Source organism: Arthrobacter sp. LAPM80 (genome assembly GCF_046736435.1).
Lineage (GTDB): Bacteria > Actinomycetota > Actinomycetes > Actinomycetales > Micrococcaceae > Specibacter.
Genome location: NZ_JBCHVD010000013.1, coordinates 38,611 through 55,813 on the forward strand (window position 1 = coordinate 38,611; position 17,203 = coordinate 55,813).

The following is a 17,203-nucleotide window of genomic DNA, read 5'->3' on the forward strand; positions in this document are numbered from 1 at the left end:
GATGACGAAGTCTCACAGAACGACCCCGGAAGTACCGGGAGCACCCATCCGCATCTCCGGGATCAGCAAGACCTACAAGGACCTGACTGTCCTGGACCATGTGGACCTGGACATCCACGGCGGGGAATTCCTGACCCTGCTTGGCGCCAGCGGCTCCGGCAAGTCCACACTGTTGAACATCTTGGCCGGTTTCGTCAAGCCATCTTCCGGGACCATCGAGGTCGACGGGGTCGACATGTCCAGGCTGCCTCCGCACAAACGTGGGCTGGGCATGGTGTTCCAGCACTACGCCCTCTTCCCGCATATGAGTGTTGCCGAGAACGTGGCCTTCCCGCTCAAGCGATTGAAGGTGCCCAAGGCTGAGATCGCCGTCCGAGTTGCCGAAGCGCTGGACCTGGTGGAACTTGGCCGGCTCAGCAACCGCAAGCCCACCGAAATTTCAGGTGGCCAGCAGCAGCGCGTGGCCTTGGCCCGTGCCATAGTTTTCCGCCCCCGTGTTCTGCTGATGGACGAGCCCCTGGGAGCCCTGGACAAGATGCTTCGAGAGCAGCTGCAGTTGGAAATCAGGAAATTGCATAAGGACATTGGCATCACGTTTGTGTTTGTCACCCACGATCAGGACGAGGCGTTGACTATGTCAGATCGCATTGCTCTGCTCCAGGATGGGAAAATCGTTCAATTGGGCACGCCCGAAGAGCTCTACGATGCACCGAACTGCCGCTACGCGGCAGAGTTTGTTGGAGTTTCCAACCTCTTCCACGGCAACGTAAGAAACTCCACCTTCGTTGACGGGGACCATGCTTGCGAATTCAAACTTCCGTCCGGACACCGCACGGAAGGAACCTCCCTGCTGATCCGCCCCGAGCACCTCCGCGTTGCGCCGGCTGGAGCCGTGACCAATCCAGCTAACGATCATGTCTTCGCCACGGTTGAGGACTGCATTTATTTGGGCAGCAGCCGAACCGTGCAGGCCAGGACCGGGGCTGGCGCCCTGCTGGTTGCCCGCACTGACGTTCCTCGCTCTCCAGACGGCATCCACGTTGGTGCCCAGATCCAGATGCACTGGGAGGCCACCGATGCACGCGTCCTCGCTTAACCCTTTCCGCAACCCGTCCTCCGTGGCCGTGGTCGGCGCCTCCGACGATCACGCCAAATGGGGATACTGGCTGGCCAACGGCGCACTGCGCGGCAGCGCCCGCCGTCAGGTGTACTTGATCAATGGCTCGGCTAGCACAGTTCAGGGCCAAACGGCCTACAACAATATTTCTGCTCTCCCCGCCACACCGGACCTTGTAGTTCTGTGCGTGCCGCCGCGGTTTGTCCATGACGTGGTCCGGGAAGCTCTGGCCTGCGGTGTTAAGGCCTTTTTGGGCATCACCGCCGGCGTCCCCGACGAGGCGGCGCTCGGCGCCATGATCCGCGACGCAGGTGCGCGCATTATTGGACCCAACAGTCTGGGGCTCTTTGACGGCAGCTCAGAACTGCAGCTTGCTTGGGGTCACTTCACCCCCGGTCCGCTGGCGATCATCTCGCAAAGTGGCCAGCTCGGCTCCGAGATCGCCAATCTGGGTGCGCGCGTAGGAATGGGCGTTTCACGCTTCATCTCGGTCGGCAACCAGCTAGATGTTACGGCTGCTGAACTGTTGGCGGATTTGTCCGACCACGAGGAAACCAAGGTCATTGCCTTGTACATGGAGAGCTTCACCGGTGGGGCCCGCCTGGTGGAAACCATGCGCAAGCTGGCTGCTGGCGGGATTACAACGCTGGTGTTGACCACAGGGGCAAGCGACGGCAGCCAGCGCCTGGCCCAGTCGCACACCGGTTCACTGACGTCAGCGTTGGACACGGTGGATGCAGCGTGCCGTGCCGCCGGCGCCATCCGAGTCTCAACGCCCACAGAACTGGTGAACACGGCGCACTTCTTGGTGGCAGCCGCGAAACCGCGTGGGCGCCGGACGGCCATTGTTAGTGACAGCGGGGGACAGGGCGGCATCGCCGCCGACACCGCTGCCTTGAACGGGCTGGAAACACCCGTGTTTTCCGAGGCGCTGCAGGGACGTCTGGCCAGGATCCTTCCGGCCGGGGCAGCAGTGTCCAACCCGGTGGATTTGGCTGGCGCGGGCGAAGCTAACCTCCACGTATATGCGGACTTGGTGGAAGTGCTATTGGACTCCGGGGAGGTGGATGCGGTGGTGCTTTCGGGATATTTGGGCTGCTATGGCGAAGACACACCCTCCATGGAGGACCGTGAGCTGGAGGTGGTGGACAGAATGGGCAGCATCGTTGCACGCACCGGGCTGTCCTTGGTGGTGCACAGCATGAGCGCCGGGTCAGCTGCCGTCACCCGGCTGTGGGAACGCGGCGTGCCAACCTTCAACGGGATTGAATTTGCCATGCGGACGCTCGCTTCCGCGGCTGCCCTGGCCGCCACCCCGGGGCGTAAGCTGGCTACCCCGGTGCGCAGCGATGACACCCCCCGCCCAGGCTATTGGGCAGCTCGCGGATTACTGGAAAGCCTGGGCATCCCCGCCCCGGCGGGCAAACTGGCACAGTCACGGGACGACGTCGTACGGGCTGCGGAGACGCTCGGGTTCCCCGTGGTCCTGAAGGCCGGTTGGCTTGAACACAAGAGTGAACACGGCGGCGTCAAGCTGGGCCTGGGCTCGCTTGAACAGCTCCTGGCCGCCTATGACGACATGTTCGCCCGCCTGGGCGACGGGGACTATGTGGTGGAAGAGCAGGACCTGCGTGCGAACACCGTCGAAGTGCTGGTGGGCGCCCGGTCCGACAGGGACTTTGGCCCAGTGGTGACAGTGGGGGCCGGTGGCACGGAAACGGAACTGCACAAGGACATTTGCGTGGAACTGGCGCCCGTGTCCAAGTCCACGGCTCTGGAGATGATCGCCCGGCTCAAGTGCTTCCCGTTGCTGCAGGGCTGGCGAGGGCGCCCCGCGACGGACATCGACGCCTTGGCCGACATTGTGGTGTCAGTCTCCGAGGCCGTGGCAGCGAACGAACACATTACCGAATTTGAAGTCAATCCCATCCGCGTGGCCCCCGAGGGGGCACTCGCCGTCGACGCACTGGTGTTAACGGCTGCCGCGGTCAACGCATGAAGGAGAACGCCATGATTATTCCGGACATCAGGGAAGAGTTCAACGGAAAGGTGGCCGTCGTCACCGGGGGAGGCTCCGGCATTGGCCGTGCGATCGCCCAACGCTATGCCGCCGCCGGCGGGAAGGTAGTGGTGGTTGGCCGCCGGGAGGAGCCGCTGGTGGAAACCGTTCGGCTCATCACCGAGGCCGGCGGCGCAGCCAACTACATTTCCTGCGACGTCCGTGACGCCCAGGGCCTGGCCGAGGCCATCAACGGCGTGGTGGAGCGCGAGGGGCGCATCGACGCCCTCGTGAACAATGCGGCCGGCAACTTCATCGCCAACGGTGAAGACCTGAGCCCCAATGGGTGGAAGGCCGTGATTGACATTGTTCTAAACGGCACGTTCTTCGCCACCCACGCCGCAGCGCAGCACATGCTTGCGGCCGGGACGGGCAGCATCCTGAACGTCATTGCCACGTACGCATGGCACGGCCACCCGGGCACGGTCCACAGCGCCGCGGCCAAGGGCGGCATCGTAGCCATGACCCGCACCCTGGCCGTTGAATGGGCAGCCCGCGGTGTCCGCGTGAACTGCATCGCCCCCGGCCCCACCGAAACCGAAGGCGCCAGCGCAGCACTGTGGGGCAACGAAACTGCCCGCGCCAAGGTCTTGGACGGTGTCCCTGCCGGCCGGTTTGCCAGCCCGGCAGAAATTGCCGAATCTGCTTCCTACCTCCTGAGCCCACGCGCCGATTACGTGACCGGCGAAGTCATGGTGGTTGACGGCGGACAGTGGCTGGGAAAGAGCGTCTACACCAAGGAAGAGACCAAGGCATGAGCACCATGACAGGAGGGGAGGCCCTCGTTGCAGGGCTGGCTGCGCACGGCGTCGACACCATTTTTGGGATCCCCGGCACCCACAACCTCGCGGCCTACGCGGCACTGCCACGGTACGGCATCACCCACGTCTCGCCCCGCCATGAGCAGGGTGCCGGCTACGCCGCCGACGGGTACGCCCGGTCATCGGGGCGCCCCGGCGTGGTGCTGACCACCACGGGCCCGGCCATCCTTAACGCGGCGGCCGCCGCCGCCCAGGCCTATTCGGACTCCATCCCTGTGCTGTTCATCTCCCCAGGGATGCCGCTGCGCCATCCGGGCCTGGGCAATGGGCTGCTGCATGAAATCAAGGACCAGGGTGCTGCCTTGGCCGCGGTGGTGGCCTACAGTCACCGCGTCACCAGCGTGGCCGAGATTCCGCTGGCCGTGGCCCAGGCATTTGCCGCCATGGGTAGTGGCCGTCCGCGCCCCGTGCACCTGGAAATCCCGCTGGACCTCTTGGACGAGGTGGGGGAGGCCACCGTCGTCCCGCCGGTCCACGCCGGAATCGTTTCGGCCCCTGCCGCGCAGCTCACCGCCGCCGCGGCGCTGCTCTCCGCCGCCAAACGCCCGTTGCTGTTGGTGGGTGGAGGCGCATCCCGCGCCGCCGCCCAGGTCCGGGCCATCGCCGAAGCCCTGTCCGCACCTGTTTTTGCCACCACGAACGGCAAAGGCATCTTCGACGAGGACCATGCGTTGTCCGTCGGCGCCGGCGTCCAGCACCCCAGCGTGCTGACAGCCTTCAGCGACGCCGACGCCGTGCTGGCCGTCGGCACGGAGCTCTCGCCCGCCGATTGGTGGCTGGGCCTGCCCGAGCTGGCCGGCAAGCTGGTCCGGGTCGACATCGACGCCACGTCCATCAACACCAATGCCGTCCCCGCCCGTGCCCTGGTGGGGGATGCGGCCACCGTGCTGGATGCGCTGGTGCCCATGCTCGACGCCGGTTCCGACGCCGGTGCTGGTGCAAGAACCGACTCCGGTGCCGAGCGGGCAGCCGCGTGCCTCAAGGCTTTTACAACGGACGCCCAGACCGAGGGCGCCCCGTGGCTGGAGATCGTCGCCGCCCTTGAGGCGGCACTGCCCAGGGACGCCATTGTGGCCGCAGACAGCGCCATGGCATGCTACTACGGGGCTCTGTCCAACCTGCCCCTGCACCGGCCCAACGCCTTCTTGTACCCGACCGGCGTCGGCACGCTGGGCTATGGTCTGCCCGCCGGGATTGGGGCCAAGGTGGCCAACCCGGACACTCCCGTGCTGGTCCTTCAAGGCGACGGCGGCATCATGTTCACCATCGCCGAACTGGCCACGGCCGCACAACTGGGGCTGGCGCTGCCCATTGTCATCGTTGACAACGGCGGCTACGGGGAGATCCGCAACGAAATGGCCGACCGTAACGAACCCGTGCACGCAGTGGCTCTGGGCGCCCCGGACTTCCCGGCCCTGGCCCGGTCGCTGGGGTGCTACGGCATTGCCATTGAAAATGCTGACGAACTCACCAACGCCATCAAGTCGGCGCTCGACGCAGACCGGCCCACCGTGCTGCACATCCATGAATACAGCCGAGCAGCGAAGGGAATGTCATGAGCACACCCACCACCTCCTGGTTCCGTGACGACGTACTGATCGGCGGCAGCTGGCAGCAGAGCGCCGCCGCCGCCAACGTTGAGAACCCGGCCACTGAGGAGATCATCGGCTCCGCCGCACTCTGCGATGAAGCCGTGGTGGACGCCGCCGTTGCGGCAGCACGCAAGGCTGCCGGCGCCTGGGGCCAAACTGCTCCCGCTGAGCGTGCCTGTGCCCTGGACAGGCTCGTGGCGGCACTGAAGGATCGCCGCGAGGAACTGATTGAGGTCACCGTAGCTGAGGTGGGTGTATCGGTGGTGAACGCCCGTGCCTGGCATGTGGATTTGGCCATTGAACTGTTTGAGGCCGCCGCCGGGCACGCCCGCAGCTACGCCTTTGAGGAGGAAACCGGAAACTCGGTGCTGTTGCGCAAGCCGGTGGGGGTAATCGCCTGCATCACACCCTGGAACTACCCGCTCTATCAACTCGCCGCCAAGGTGGGCCCGGCTCTGGCCGCCGGGTGCACGGTTGTACTCAAGCCAGCACTGCTGGCGCCCCTGTCTTCCTACATTTTCGCCGAGGCCACGCTTGCCGCCGGACTGCCCGACGGCGTCTTCAACCTCATCAGCGGGGCAGGCAGCGCCATCGGCAACGCCTTGACCGGCCACCCCGGCGTGGATTTGGTCTCCTTCACCGGCTCCACGGCCGTGGGACGCCAGGTGGGGGCCACCGCGGCGCGGAACTTGAAGCGGGCCTGCCTGGAACTGGGCGGCAAATCATCCTCCATCGTGGCCCGCGACGCCGACTTTGCGGCGGCTGTCACGGGCACAGTGGAGTCTGCCATGCTCAACAGCGGTCAGACCTGCAGCGCCTGGACCCGATTGCTGGTGCCGGCCGAACGGTACGAGGAAGCCCTGGAAGTGGCGGCAGCCCACGCCAAATCACTCGTGGTGGGAGACCCCTGCCTGGAAACCACCGACCTGGGCCCGCTGATCAGCGCCACGCAGAAGGCGGACGTACTCGCCGTGATCGCCGGCGCCGTTGCCCGCGGCGCACGGGTTGTGACGGGCCCCACCAGCCCGGGAAACGACGTCGGTCACTTTGTGAACCCGACCATCCTGGCGGATCTGGAACCGAATGATCCCGCCAGCCAGCAAGAGATCTTCGGACCCGTACTGGTGGTCCACCCCTACGACACTGAAGCGGATGCCGTGGAAATTGCCAACGGAACGGTGTACGGTCTGGCCGGTGCAGTTTGGGCCGCCAGTACCGAACGTGCGCTGGCGATCGCCCGGCAGCTGGACACCGGCCAGGTGGACCTCAACGGCGCAGCGTTCAACCCGCAGGCACCGTTTGGCGGGTGGAAGGATTCCGGGATCGGTCGCGAACTCGGAGCCCTGGGCTTGGAAGAATACACCGAAATCACGGCGGTGCAGCGATGACCCGCCCCATCGCCGTCTACACGGATGTGGTGGGAACCGACCCGCAGCCCGGCATTGAGCTGCTGGAAGCTGCCGGCTTTGAGGTTCGCGTGGCCAGCAGTGCCGATCCGGCGATGATCGCCCAAACGGCGCAGGACGCGCAGGCGCTGTTGATCGGCTACTCCCCGGTGGATGCTGAGCTCTTGGACCGGCTGGGGGAGTTGCGCATTGTGGCCACCCAATCAGTGGGCTTTGACATGGTGGACACGGAAGCCGCCGCCCACCGCGGCATCTGGGTATCCAACGTCCCGGCTGCGGCCACCGAAGAAGTGGCCACGCACGCCTTCGCCATGGCGTTGTCGCTGATGCGCGGGTTGCCGTTCCTGGACCGGGACGTTCGGGCCGGGAACTGGAACGTCAGCAACGAAAAGCCGCGCCGCCTCTCGGAAACCACCGTGGGCGTGGTGGGGCTGGGGCGCATCGGTGCCCGGTTCGCAAGCCTGATCCGCCCTGCGGTGGGCACCGTCCTGGGCTTCGATCCCTTCTTAGACGTTCCTGACGGGGTGGAATCCGTGGCACTCCCGGAGCTTTTTGCCCGCAGCGAGCTAATCAGCTTGCATCTTCCGCTCAGCGCCGGGACGGCTGGCCTGGTGAACGCGGCAACCCTGGCACTCATGCCAAGAGGTTCGTTTTTAGTCAATGTCTCCCGCGGGGGACTGGTTGACCACGGGGCACTGGCGCACGCGCTGGACAGTGGGCAGCTGGGCGGGGCAGCCCTGGATGTGCTGGCTGTGGAACCGCCCGACGCGGCAGACGCCATGGTGGGCCATCCCCGGGTTTTACTCAGTCCCCATGCGGCGTATCTCTCGGCCGAATCGGCACGGGACTACGTGCTTCAACAAGCAGAAAATGTTGTCTCCTGGCACCACCGCCAGATCCCCAAGAACCCCGTGAACACGCCCCTTGTGGCGCAGTTCACGGCCTAGACCAAAACACTTAACACTAAAACACAGGAGAAGACCATGGCAAAGAAGAACGTTGAATACTGGCCGTTGAGCGATGAGCAGCGCGCCATCGTTGAAATGGTCAAGGATTTTGCCACCAATGAGATCCGCCCGCGTGGGCGTGAAGTGGATGAGGCGGACACCGTCTCCCCCGTGGACATCTTCCAAAAAGCCGCCGAAGTGGGCATCACCGACTTTATGATGCCGGAGGAATACGGCGGCGGCGGGTTTACCGACGCCTTCACCCAGTGCCTGGTGCAGGAGCAACTGTGCTGGGGGGATCCTGGCATTGGCAACTTTGTGTGCTCCAACGGTTTCTTCGCCGACCCCATCCTGGCCCTGGGCAGCGAGGACCAGAAGAAGAAGTGGCTGACCCCGCTGGCCGGTCCTGATGCTGTGTTTACAGCCCTGGCCACCACCGAGCCCGGCTCCGGCTCCGACTCCGCCTCGATGGTGACCCGCGCCGAGAAGGTTCAAGGCGGCTACTCCATCAACGGCCAGAAGGCTTGGATCTCCAACGCCGGCCTGGCCGATCAGTACGTGGTGTTTGCCAAGACCGACCCGTCCCAGCGCTCCAAGGGCGTCACCGCATTCCTGCTAAAAAAGGACACCCCCGGCATTTCCTTTGGCGAGCCGATGAAAAAAATGGGCCAGCGAGCCATCGTGTGTCGCGAAATGTTCTTTGACAACGTGTTTGTTCCGGAAGAAGACCGCCTGGGCGAGGAAGGCCAGGGTTTCTACGGACTCATGAAGACCTTCGATGTTTCCCGGGTGATCTTGGCAGCCGCCTCCACGGGTGCCGCCCGCGCAGCCTACGAGTACGCACTGGACTACGCACGGACACGCACGCAGTTCGGCAAGCCCATCATCGAACACCAGGCCGTGGCGTTCCGTCTGGCCGACATGGCCACCCGGATTGAATCGGCATGGCTGATGACGCTGCACGCCGCACGCCAGCTCGACGCCGGTGAAGACGTCAACGGTCTGGCCGCCATGGCCAAGCTGCAGGCCTCCGAGACCGCCATGTTTGTCACCTGGGCGGCTGTTCAGACCCTCGGTGGTTGGGGATACTCGCGTGAGTACCCGGTTGAGCAGTGGATGCGCGATGTCAAGCTGGAGGAAATCGAGGAAGGCACCTCGGACATCATGCGCTTGGTGATCTCCCGCAACCTCTAGCACTACCAGTCAACGGCCTAGCCCATAAGGCCCACCCATCGGGGATGAGAAGGAAGTTCAACGTGAAGATTGCAGTGTTGGTGAAGCAGGTTCCAGACACCGGGGAGCAGCGCAGCCTTGACCCCGCACAGGGGATCTTGGACCGCTCCGGAGAAAACTTGTTGGACGAGATCAACGAACGTGCCTTGGAAGTGGCGTTGAAGTATAAGGACGCAAACAAAGGCACCGAGGTAGTAGTTCTCTCCATGGGCCCAGACACCCTCACGAAGGGGTTGCGGAAAGCCCTGTCCATGGGCGCCGACTCTGCACTTCACGTTCTCGATGCGAACCTAGCCGGTGCGGATGCGGGGCGGACGGCAGCAGTGCTCGCCGCCGCCCTGCGCCACACCGGCGCCGACCTGGTGTTGGCTGGCAACGAGTCAACCGATGGTCGCGGCGGTGTTGTGCCAGCCATGATCGCCGAGCACTTATCGATGCCACTGATGAGTGCCGTTGACACCCTTGAATTTTCTGAACAGGCAGTGATAGGGGAGCGCGGCACTGAATCCGGTTCGCTGCGTGCCAGCGTCCCCCTTCCCGCGGTCGTCTCGGTCACCGAACGCTGCGCAGAGGCACGGTTCCCCAGCTTTAAGGGCATCATCACAGCCAAGCGCAAGCCGCTGTCCGTGATGAGCGTCGCCGAGCTGGGCCCACAGCCCTCTAACGGCACAGCGGCTAGCACCGTTGTTCTCAGCACGGTGCGCAGCCCAGCCCGTAGTGCAGGGCGGGTCATTGTCGATGAAGGAAATGCAGGGACAGAATTGGCGGCGTTCCTGCGCTCCAGCCGTTTGATCTAGGACATAGGGACCATCATGAAAAATGTCGTGACACTCATTGAAACCACCGCAAGCGGAGCACTTAGCAATACCACCGCAGGTCTGCTCGGTGCCGCCGCCAAGATCGGCTCGCCCGTAGCTGTTGTGGCTGTGGCTCCGGGACGCGGCGCCGAACTAGTAGAGCAGCTTGGTGCCTGGGGCGCCGCGACGGTGTTCTTGGCTGAGTCCCAGAGCGTTGGCCAGCTTTTGGTAGCCCCTGACCTCGCGGCACTCACGGCGGCGGCGCAGGCACTGAACCCGGTGGCCGTTGTGGCCGCGAACTCCGTGGCCGGACGCGACGCAGCCGCCCGTTTCGCCGCCCGCACAGGTGCAGGACTACTTGCCGACATCGTTGACGTACGAAGGGAGGGTGAGACCATCATTGGAACGCACTCGGTCCTAGGTGGTGACTACACAGTGGAAGCCACCGTTACGGCCGGAGTTGCAGTTCTGACCGTTCGCCAAGGCGCCATCGAGGACAAGGCCCCGGCGGCAACTCCCGCCGTGACCACTGTTGTGCTGGAACCGTTACAGGGACCGGCGGCCACGATCCTTTCAACAAAGGCAGCCACAGCACTGAGCGACCGTCCGGAACTGCGTGGGGCAGCCCGCGTGGTGGCTGGTGGGCGTGGACTGGGTTCCATGGAGAACTTTGCGTTGGTTGACGAACTGGCCGACGCGCTCGGCGCTGCTGTGGGAGCGTCCCGGGCTGCAGTGGACGCTGGATATGTGCAACAGTCGGCGCAGGTGGGTCAGACGGGAGTGAGCGTCTCGCCCCAGCTCTACATTGCCTTGGGCATTTCGGGGGCCATCCAACACAGGGCCGGAATGCAGACGGCCAAGACCATTGTGGCCGTGAACTCCGACGCGGACGCACCGATCTTTGACGTGGCAGACTTCGGCATTGTGGGAGACATCTTTACTGTAGTGCCGCAATTGATCTCCGCACTGGAAGCACGTTCGGGCACATGACGACCTTGCAGACCCGGCGCGCCGGAGGAGATAAAAAGGTGCGGTTGGCACTCACAACAGTGGCCGCCGTGGTGCTTTTGGTCTTGGTGGTGCTCGGTGCCAGATGGCTGCGCGGCACTGACGGGGCACAGGACTTCCTGACCCGGTACACCGGGCACTCGGCACTGCCAGCCGGGGCTCCTGTGGGGTTGCCGGCATGGCTGGGCTGGCAGCATTTCCTCAACGGGTTTTTCCTCCTGCTGATAGTGCGCACAGGGTGGCAGGTGCGCACCACCACGCGTCCTGCGGCCTATTGGACCCGGAACAACAAAGGACTGATCCGGACCAAGGGGACTCCAAAAAAGATCAGTCTTGACCTGTGGCTCCACCTTTCCTTGGACGCTTTATGGGTGCTGAACGGCATCGTATTCATGGTGTTGTTGTTCGCCACGAACCAGTGGATGCGAATTGTGCCCACAAGCTGGGATATTATCCCGAACGCGGCCTCGGCCATGCTGCAATACGCATCCTTTAATTGGCCTTTGGAATCTGGTTGGGTGAACTACAACGCGCTTCAGGTACTGGCATATTTTGTGACCGTGTTTGTGGCTGCACCGCTGGCACTGATCTCAGGATTAAGGATGTCCCCGGCCTGGCCGAAGAACACGGCACTTAACAAGCTGTACCCGATCGAGGTAGCCCGGGCACTTCACCTTCCCGTCATGTTCTATTTTGTGGCCTTCATGGCAGTGCATGTGACCCTGGTGCTGACCACTGGGGCCCTGCAAAACTTGAATCACATGTACGCAGGACGAACTGATGATAGTTGGCTGGGTGTGGGGATCTTTGCGGTGTCGCTGGCGGTCATGGTGGCTGCCTGGTTCATGGCGAGGCCGTTGTTCCTGCGCTCCATCGCCTCCCTCACCGGCAGGGTCAGCCGCTAACGGCTCTTGTCAACCATTATTGACTGCAACGGGGTTGCAGCACCTTCGCCCTATCTGGGAAAAACTTCAACACGAAGGACACACGCAATGAACGCAGCAGCGATGAACGCAGAGAAAATTGTCATCTTGGAGGGTGCTCGAACCCCGATCGGCAGTTTTGGCGGGGTCTTGAAGGATGTGCCGGCCCATGAGCTGGGGGCGGCGGCAGCCAGGGCCGCCATTGAGCGTTCCGGTATTTCAGGGGCGGATATTTCCGAAGTGGTGATGGGCTGCATCGGGCAGGTGGGGGCTGATGCCTACAACGCGCGCCGGGTAGCCTTGGCAGCCGGCCTGGACAAGTCCACTCCTGCGTACACCGTGAACCGGCTGTGTGGCAGTGGGCTGCAGGCCATCTGGTCTGCAGCCATGCAAATGCGGTGGGCCGGGACGGACTTCACCTTGGCCGGAGGCAACGAGTCGATGACGCGTATGCCGTTCTACGATTTCAACGCCCGGGCTGGGTTCCGGATGGGGGACCGCACCCTGGTAGATGGGACCGTGGCCATGCTGACGGACCCGTTCAGCAACATCCACATGGGCGTCACGGCCGAAAACGTGGCCCGTAAGTACGGGGTATCTCGCCAAGACCAGGACGAATTTGCCGTTGAGTCCCAGCGTCGGGCGGCAACACCGGCTGCGCAGGCCGCCTTTGCCCAGGAGATCACCCCGGTGGAGGTGGGCGGGCGCAAGCCACACACGGTCACCCTCGATGAGCATCCCAAGCCTGAGACCACGTTGGAAACCCTCGCCGGGCTGCGAGCTGCCTTTGAAAAGGGCGGGACGGTCACGGCCGGCAACGCCTCGGGCATCAACGACGGCGGTGCAGCGGTGGTATTGGCCCGTGCAGGTGCCGCCCTGGAGCGCGGACTGCAGGGCCTGGTGACACTGGAAGCCGTCACAACGGCCGCACTGGATCCACAATTGATGGGATATGCGCCCACCCTGGCTCTGCAAAAGTTGTTCGCACTGACCGGGACTACTGCGGCGGACATTGACACGATCGAGCTGAACGAGGCCTTTGCCGCACAGGCCGTCGCTGTCATGCGAGATGCCGGATTGGACCCCGCCAAGACCAACCCGTACGGCGGGGCCATTGCCTTGGGCCACCCGGTGGGTGCCACGGGTGCCATGCTGAGCCTGCGTGTTGCCAAGGATCTGGTGCGCCGCGATCTGGAACTGGGCGTGGTGACCATGTGCATAGGTGGCGGCCAGGCCCTCGCAGCGTTATTCCGGAGGGTTTCCTAGTTTCCCGGCTGGTGGGAAGCCCAAAAGGGTCAGCCGAGCAACGCCATCTTGAGCGTGTCGAGCCCGACCGAGCCAAGATTCAGGGCCTGTGTGTGGAAGTCGCGCAGTGAGAACGCGTCGCCGTCCCTGGCGGCACGGGCGTCCCGGATTTCCTCCCACAGGCGCTGGCCGATCTTGTACGACGGCGCCTGCCCAGGCCAGCCGAGGTAGCGGTTGAACTCGAAGTCGAGCTGCCCGGCGGAGATGTCAAGGTTCTTCGCCAGGAACTCACGGCCCTTCCCGGCCGTCCACGTGCCGCTGCCCCAGCGGGCAGGGATTTCAAGTTCAAGGTGCACGCCGATGTCGAATACCACACGGGCGGCGCGCATGCGCTGGCCGTCAAGCATGCCCATCGCATCGCCCGGATCCGACAGGTAGCCAAGCTGGTCCATGAGCCGCTCGGCGTAAAGCGCCCAGCCCTCGCCGTGGCCGGACACCCAGCAGGCATTGCGGCGCCAGTCGTTCAACAGGGCCGATTGGTAGGTGGCCGTGGCAACCTGCAGGTGGTGGCCCGGCACGCCCTCGTGGTAGACAGTGGTGGTTTCGGCCCAGGTCGTGAACGAATCCTCACCCTCGGGCACCGACCACCACATGCGGCCCGGCCGTGAGAAGTCCTCCGAAGGGCCCGTGTAGTAGATCCCGCCGTCATGCGTCGGCGCTATCTTGCACTCGAGCGTGCGCATGATCTCGGGGATGTCGAACTGGGTGCCGGCGAGGTCGGCGACGGCCGCGTTGGAAAGTTCCTGCATCCAGGCCACCAGTTCCGCCGTGCCGTGCAGCGCCCGGGCGGGGTCTGCATTCAGCAGCGCCTTCGCCTCCTCGACGGTGGCGCCGGGCCGGATCTTCCCGGCCACGGCCTCCTGCTCGGCAATGACCCGATCCAGTTCGGCAACGCCCCACGCGTAGCTTTCGTCAAGGTCGACGGCGGAGCCGAGGAAGGTGCGCGAGGCAAGTGCGTAGCGTTCCCGGCCCACCGCGTCGGCCTCCGGCGCCAGCGGCAGCAGTTCCTCGCGCAGGAACGTCACGAGCGTGCCATAACCGGCACGCGCCAGTTCCGCATTGGCTGCCAGCGCCTCGGCGAGGTAGGCCGGGAGCTGCGTGACGCCGTCGTCCGTCCCTTCTGTACGGTCCAGGGCTGCACCTGCGGCCAGCGAGGCAAAGAATCCGTCGGCCGCGGCGTGCCGTGTGCACTGCGCGATCACCGTCGACACCTGGCGTCGGGCGGCGACGAGTCCGCGGGCAGCACCCTCACGCAATGAGGCCACGTAGCCGTCCACCGCGCCCGGGACGTTCGCCAGGCGGCCGGATATGTGCTCCCAATCGGTGATTGTTGCCGTGGGCATGAGGTCAAAGATGGCGCGGATTTCCTGGGCGGGGCAGGCGATGTTGTTCAGGTCTGCAAGCGGCCACCCTGTTTCGTGGAGTTCCAGCTCCAGCCCGAGACGCTCGCGCATGGCGTGCAGGGTCACCCTGTCCACCTCATCCGCGGGCTCCAGCCCGGCAAGTTCGGCCAGGGCGCGGCGGGTGGCGTCTGCCCCAGCCTGCAGCCCGGCAGGGGAGTGGTCCCTGTAGTCGGTTTCGTGTCCGGGCCGGCCCAGCTGTGTGGCAAAACCGGGGTCGAGCTCCAGGAGGCGTTCTGTGTATGCGTTGGCGGCCGCATCGATGGCGGTGGCCGGGCGGGTGTGTGCTGCGGAAGCGAGAGTCATGGCACGAGCATATCTGCTGAGGTCTCCTCTGCGCCGGGCACTTCGGCCGGGCGCTTGGTGGACACGAACGGGGCCTTGGAGAACTTTTCGCCAGCTTGCCGCCTTGGCCTGCCATACTGGGTTTCGTGAGCGCAATACAAGCAGTTGCGGCGACGTTTAAGAAGTCGCTGCGACTGGATTTCTCGCAGTCGGACCCTGTTGTTGCGGCGCGCAACGCGATCGGGGTGGCTATTGTTCTGCTCATCGGGGTGGCCAGCGGAAACTATCCCATCGCCGTCTTCGGCGCGGTGGGCGCGTTGTTTGCCGCGTTCGCCGACCGCCCCGGCAGTTACCGGGTCCGTTTTGCTCGAATGTCAGGGACTTCATTGGCCGTCGGCATTGGCGGTGGCCTTTCTGTGCTGTGTGCACATTCGGTGCCGCTGTCCTTGCTGCTGGTCGCCGTTTTTGCTTTCACGTCAGGCATGATGCTCGCGCTGGGCGCCAATGTGGCCCAAATCGGTATTGCCGGAACAGCCGTGGCCATTGTTTTGAACCGCTTCCCCATGTCGCTATCAGGGGCGTTGGGCATTGCCGCGGTGGTGACTGCCGCCGGGCTCCTGCAAAGCCTGCTTGCCATCGCCGGGTGGCCGCTGCACCGGCATGCGCCGGAGCGAAGAGCGCTGGCCAGTGTCTTTGACGCCCTGGCCCTGCGCACCCGGTCGGCACACCCGGTCATGATGGCCCCGGGGGCGGGGGCGCTGTTGGACGCCGCACGGGCCACCATCACCGGATTCGGCCACGGGCAAGGACCGAGCATGCAGTCCTACCGGGGACTGCTGGATGAGGCTGAACGAATCCGGCTGGAGGTCATGGCCCTGGCCTATTGTTTGGAGCGGTTTGAGCGGGTTGAGATGCTGGAGCCCCGTGACGCCATCCACGAAATGTTGAGCGCCAGCGGCACAGCGTTGGAGGCCGTGGCAGGGTGCCTGCGCAAGGGTGCCGTCATTGACACGGAAGTGCTGGCACCGGCGCGGGCCGCGCTGGCCGTGCTGGAGGAGGTTATGGCCGGCTACCCGGATTCGCCCACCGGAAGGTTTGCCGCCATGCATGCCAGGGCACTGGCCGGTCAACTCCGTGCTTGTTCGCGCATGGTCAATCCCGGAGCCGTGGAGGGGCGTGTGGTCCAGGACACCGCCCGTGTGGGGAGCGTGAAGATGGCCGTGCAGGCTCCCCTGCAAACGATCAAAGCCAATCTGCGCTGGGATTCAGCCATCGCCCGGCATGCCGTCCGCCTGACGGTGGTGGTCACGGCAGCCGACGGGTTGGCGCGGTTCCTGCCGGGCAGTGACAGGGGCTATTGGATTTCCTTGATGGTGCTGTTGCTCATGCGCCCCGACTTTGCCGCCACGCTGCATCGCACCAGCGCCAGACTTTTTGGGACGTTGCTGGGCCTTGCCATTGGTACGGCGGCTACGTTTCTGGTGGCACCCGGAGCCGAGTACGCACTCGTGGCACTCGTGGTGGTATTTGTGTTTGGGGTTCGAATTTCAGGGGCGCCCAACGCCTTCTTCATGAGTATCTGGACCGCTGCCTACCTGGTGGCGCTGCTTGACCTTGCCGGTTCGCCAGCCACCGCCGTCGTTATTCCGCGCATCGTGGACACCATCTTGGCCGGCATCCTTGCCGTGGGCGCAACCGTGATTTGGCCCGCGTGGGAACGCAGCTACCTGCCGGCGAAGATTGCGGACCTGCTGGGCGCCTACCGTCAATACTTGGTGACGGTGGCGGATAAGGACGCCGCCAAATTTGCCCTTGAGGGTGCCCGGAGCACGGCCAGGCTGGCCCGGTCCAACGCCCAGGCGTCCTTGCAACGAACCGAGGCTGAACCGGTGTCCGGGCAGGCCAGCCTTGACGTGGGGCAGGGTGTCTTGGTGCAAAGCCACCTGTTGATCCAGGCCGCCATGGTGGTGGATGCCGCACGCCTGTCCATGCAGGCTGATGGCCTGTCCGCGGGGCCGCTGTTGGAGAAAATGGAGCCGTTTATCAGCGACTACGCCCGCACCATGAGGGCCTGTGAGAAGTCGGTCGTCGATGGCAGCGCGCCGCGGGGAGCGCCCAACATGCGCGATTCCTATGCACGGCTCAAGGACGCGCTGGACCAGGTTCAAGCAGGGCCAGCGACGGTGCGCCCGGCACTGTTGGATGCCACGGATCGAATCGCCAATGCCCTGGACACCACGGTGCACCTACTGCGCGAACACGCCAAACCCGCTCCCCATCCGCGGCCTCAAACAAGCAGCCCCGGCTGAT

At 64.5% G+C, this 17,203-nt stretch carries 13 protein-coding genes; 12 read left to right on the top strand and 1 reads right to left on the bottom strand.

Annotated features, from left to right (window positions below):
* Position 1: 1 nt before the first annotated feature.
* From AAGW05_RS13460 to AAGW05_RS13510, 11 genes are all read left to right on the top strand, one after another.
* Entirely contained in the window at positions 2-1,096 is a 1,095-nt protein-coding gene (locus AAGW05_RS13460) for an ABC transporter ATP-binding protein (protein WP_411805061.1), read from the top strand.
* On the top strand, positions 1,077-3,116 hold the full coding sequence (locus AAGW05_RS13465) for an acetate--CoA ligase family protein (RefSeq protein WP_411805062.1): 2,040 nt from the start codon (positions 1,077-1,079) through the stop codon (positions 3,114-3,116). Before AAGW05_RS13460 ends, AAGW05_RS13465 begins: the two co-directional genes overlap by 20 nt.
* A gap of 11 nt (positions 3,117-3,127) precedes the next feature.
* Entirely contained in the window at positions 3,128-3,934 is an 807-nt protein-coding gene (locus AAGW05_RS13470) for an SDR family oxidoreductase (RefSeq protein ID WP_411805063.1), read from the top strand.
* Positions 3,931-5,556 (top strand): thiamine pyrophosphate-binding protein, encoded by a 1,626-nt coding sequence (locus AAGW05_RS13475; protein ID WP_411805064.1) that lies wholly within the window; start codon positions 3,931-3,933, stop codon positions 5,554-5,556. The genes AAGW05_RS13470 and AAGW05_RS13475 overlap by 4 nt, the downstream gene beginning before the upstream one ends.
* Complete coding sequence (locus AAGW05_RS13480; RefSeq protein ID WP_411805065.1) at positions 5,553-6,977, top strand: aldehyde dehydrogenase family protein; 1,425 nt, start codon at positions 5,553-5,555, stop codon at positions 6,975-6,977. The genes AAGW05_RS13475 and AAGW05_RS13480 overlap by 4 nt, the downstream gene beginning before the upstream one ends.
* Entirely contained in the window at positions 6,974-7,942 is a 969-nt protein-coding gene (locus tag AAGW05_RS13485; RefSeq protein ID WP_411805066.1) for a C-terminal binding protein, read from the top strand. Before AAGW05_RS13480 ends, AAGW05_RS13485 begins: the two co-directional genes overlap by 4 nt.
* Positions 7,943-7,978: 36 nt before the next feature.
* On the top strand, positions 7,979-9,136 hold the full coding sequence (locus AAGW05_RS13490; RefSeq protein WP_411805067.1) for an acyl-CoA dehydrogenase family protein: 1,158 nt from the start codon (positions 7,979-7,981) through the stop codon (positions 9,134-9,136).
* 62 nt (positions 9,137-9,198) lie between these two features.
* Positions 9,199-9,972 carry an electron transfer flavoprotein subunit beta/FixA family protein gene (locus AAGW05_RS13495; protein ID WP_411805068.1) on the top strand — a complete coding sequence of 258 codons (774 nt, stop codon included), beginning with the start codon at positions 9,199-9,201 and terminating at the stop codon, positions 9,970-9,972.
* A 15-nt stretch (positions 9,973-9,987) separates the two neighbouring features.
* Positions 9,988-10,962, top strand: coding sequence for an electron transfer flavoprotein subunit alpha/FixB family protein (locus tag AAGW05_RS13500; protein WP_411805070.1), 975 nt, complete (start codon positions 9,988-9,990; stop codon positions 10,960-10,962).
* The gene (locus AAGW05_RS13505) at positions 10,959-11,885 is read left to right on the top strand and encodes a cytochrome b/b6 domain-containing protein (protein ID WP_411805071.1); all 927 of its coding nucleotides are present in this window, start codon (positions 10,959-10,961) and stop codon (positions 11,883-11,885) included. Before AAGW05_RS13500 ends, AAGW05_RS13505 begins: the two co-directional genes overlap by 4 nt.
* Positions 11,886-11,972: 87 nt before the next feature.
* The gene (locus AAGW05_RS13510; protein ID WP_411805072.1) at positions 11,973-13,169 is read left to right on the top strand and encodes a thiolase family protein; all 1,197 of its coding nucleotides are present in this window, start codon (positions 11,973-11,975) and stop codon (positions 13,167-13,169) included.
* Positions 13,170-13,198: 29 nt separating this feature from the next.
* Here AAGW05_RS13510 and AAGW05_RS13515 read toward each other — a convergent pair whose 3' ends face one another.
* Complete coding sequence (locus AAGW05_RS13515; protein ID WP_411805073.1) at positions 13,199-14,914, bottom strand: DUF885 domain-containing protein; 1,716 nt, start codon at positions 14,912-14,914, stop codon at positions 13,199-13,201.
* Between the two features lie 125 nt (positions 14,915-15,039).
* Between AAGW05_RS13515 and AAGW05_RS13520 the strand changes: the two genes are divergently transcribed.
* Positions 15,040-17,202 (top strand): FUSC family protein, encoded by a 2,163-nt coding sequence (locus AAGW05_RS13520; RefSeq protein ID WP_411805074.1) that lies wholly within the window; start codon positions 15,040-15,042, stop codon positions 17,200-17,202.
* Position 17,203: the final 1 nt, after the last annotated feature.

Excerpts from the sequence above, each read along its gene's own strand:
- AAGW05_RS13485 (WP_411805066.1), top strand. The coding sequence starts at position 6,974 with ATGACCCGCCCCATCGCCGTCTACACGGATGTGGTGGGAACCGACCCG.
- AAGW05_RS13510 (WP_411805072.1), top strand. The coding sequence starts at position 11,973 with ATGAACGCAGCAGCGATGAACGCAGAGAAAATTGTCATCTTGGAGGGT.
- AAGW05_RS13480 (WP_411805065.1), top strand. The coding sequence starts at position 5,553 with ATGAGCACACCCACCACCTCCTGGTTCCGTGACGACGTACTGATCGGC.
- AAGW05_RS13500 (WP_411805070.1), top strand. The coding sequence starts at position 9,988 with ATGAAAAATGTCGTGACACTCATTGAAACCACCGCAAGCGGAGCACTT.
- AAGW05_RS13490 (WP_411805067.1), top strand. The coding sequence starts at position 7,979 with ATGGCAAAGAAGAACGTTGAATACTGGCCGTTGAGCGATGAGCAGCGC.
- AAGW05_RS13460 (WP_411805061.1), top strand. The coding sequence starts at position 2 with ATGACGAAGTCTCACAGAACGACCCCGGAAGTACCGGGAGCACCCATC.
- AAGW05_RS13515 (WP_411805073.1), bottom strand. The coding sequence starts at position 14,914 with ATGACTCTCGCTTCCGCAGCACACACCCGCCCGGCCACCGCCATCGAT.
- AAGW05_RS13475 (WP_411805064.1), top strand. The coding sequence starts at position 3,931 with ATGAGCACCATGACAGGAGGGGAGGCCCTCGTTGCAGGGCTGGCTGCG.
- AAGW05_RS13505 (WP_411805071.1), top strand. The coding sequence starts at position 10,959 with ATGACGACCTTGCAGACCCGGCGCGCCGGAGGAGATAAAAAGGTGCGG.
- AAGW05_RS13470 (WP_411805063.1), top strand. The coding sequence starts at position 3,128 with ATGATTATTCCGGACATCAGGGAAGAGTTCAACGGAAAGGTGGCCGTC.
- AAGW05_RS13465 (WP_411805062.1), top strand. The coding sequence starts at position 1,077 with ATGCACGCGTCCTCGCTTAACCCTTTCCGCAACCCGTCCTCCGTGGCC.